This is a genomic window from Streptococcus sp. HMSC077D04 (assembly GCF_001808785.1).
Taxonomy (GTDB): Bacteria; Bacillota; Bacilli; order Lactobacillales; family Streptococcaceae; genus Streptococcus; species Streptococcus mitis_BX.
The window spans coordinates 1-1,705 of the sequence record NZ_KV794506.1; the positions used below are offsets into that span (position 1 = coordinate 1).

Below are 1,705 nucleotides of genomic sequence, written 5' to 3' on the forward strand. Positions count from 1 at the left end.
TTTTTGATGCCCAATTATCCATGTGAGTTTGAAGTGAAATTTTTAGATTATTACCATAAAAAACACAATTACCCACTATTTTATGAATCCTATCTTCAAAACATTATGGAATTCCTTGAAAGTCAGGATATAAAGAACGGAGCCGATGCCTTTGTGGATGATAATCATAATCTTGTTTTTGTTTTATATGGGCAAGGCTATCGAGCTGAGGGAAAAGAGGGAATACTTACAACCCAAGTAACTGTAAAAGCTTATGATGAAGACAAGAAATCAATTAACTTCTCCAATTTATTAGATTCCTTAATCGTTTCAGAATATCAAATGGAACCGAATCTGTTGGAGGTCTCCCATGATTGATCTCTATCTAAGTAAAAATAGCCATAGAAATCAACTTCTTTTAGACTTCTTTCAAAACTATGGCATTGAGGTATCTTGTCATTCAGTTTCTGAAATGACAAAGGACAAATTAATTGAGATGATGAGCTATTCTTCAGATTGTTTTGAGTTTTTATCTCCAAATTTATTACGTTTTAAGAATCGAGATAACCTAAAATTAACAGATTTCATCGAAATGATATTAAAAAATCCTGAACTAACCATCAGACTTCCTCTTGCGGTTTCAAATAAGCGAGTTTATCCAAATCTGAATCTGGAGGAGGCTAGAGCTTTATTACCAAGAGATACGAAACAATTGATTTACATGGCACAAACACATTATTTATCTAACTAAAGGAGAAGCAATATGGCTGAACGATTTTGGGAGAACTTGTCCATTATTTTGGCTGAAAGAAATATTAGCTGGATTGAGTTAACCAGAAAAATGTTTGCGGGAGAGTATCACTATCCAAGTGAATTGAACCGTTTGTATCAAAAGATACGCCACTACAAGATGGAACAACGAATGCCTCAAAGTCCATGGGTAGAAAGGATTGTGCAGGTATTAGATTTAGATTATGAAGATTTATTTCGGAGGTAACTATGAAAAGAATAATTCCAGTTTATATATTCCAACAAGTAAATGTCCTATTGTTATCTCTATACTTACTGAAATTTCTTTGTATCGGTGAGTTAACTATACTAGAGATTCTCTATGGTGCGTCACTCATTTCTTTTTTATGGATGTATGGCCAACGCAAACAAGCTCATAAGGTCAATATGAAATCTAGGATGAAATGGCTTGGTATTGGATTCATTAGCCTACTGATTATAAGTCTATGTTTTAGCCTAATCCATGCTCAAGGAACCACGAATCAAGCAAACTTAATTGGACTTCAACATCAAGTTCCTTGGTTTTCATTTTTATTGTTCTTAATCAATGCGAGTATGGTTGAAGAATTTCTGTATCGAGAAATTATATGGAATTTGGTGAGAAAATTAGATATTCGAGTTGCGTTGACGAGTGTTTTATTTGCCTTAGTACATCATCCAGGAACCATTCTAGCTTGGTGTTTATATGTTTCACTTGGGATGTTTTTAGGGATGGTACGCTATAAATCGGACTTATGGGGCAGTATGGGTCTACATTTGGTGTGGAACCTACTAGTTTATAGTTTGCTGCTTTTTTAGACCAAATTAGCTTGTTTTAGGGAAATGAAATGCTAACGTTATGTAACAATGTTAGTCTTTTATTTCAAAATCTTTGTTTAGTATGAATTTAGCTCTACAGGAAAATAAAAAATGTGATAAAAATTTCAACTACTCTTAT

At 33.4% G+C, this 1,705-nt stretch carries 4 protein-coding genes; all 4 read left to right on the top strand.

The annotated features are described in order from the left end of the window. A partial coding sequence (locus HMPREF2701_RS01655; RefSeq protein ID WP_261674391.1) for a hypothetical protein occupies nt 1-357 on the top strand: 357 nt, incomplete at its 5' end. Beyond that, a complete protein-coding gene (locus HMPREF2701_RS01660) occupies nt 350-730 on the top strand; it encodes a thioredoxin domain-containing protein (protein ID WP_002933252.1) in 381 nt (126 codons plus the stop codon). The genes HMPREF2701_RS01655 and HMPREF2701_RS01660, both read left to right, overlap by 8 nt. A gap of 12 nt (nt 731-742) precedes the next feature. Beyond that, nucleotides 743-976, top strand: a complete 234-nt coding sequence (locus HMPREF2701_RS01665) for a transcriptional regulator (RefSeq protein ID WP_070481918.1) — start codon at nt 743-745, stop codon at nt 974-976. A gap of 2 nt (nt 977-978) precedes the next feature. Next, complete coding sequence (locus HMPREF2701_RS01670; protein ID WP_070481920.1) at nt 979-1,566, top strand: CPBP family intramembrane glutamic endopeptidase; 588 nt, start codon at nt 979-981, stop codon at nt 1,564-1,566. Nucleotides 1,567-1,705 lie beyond the last annotated feature (139 nt).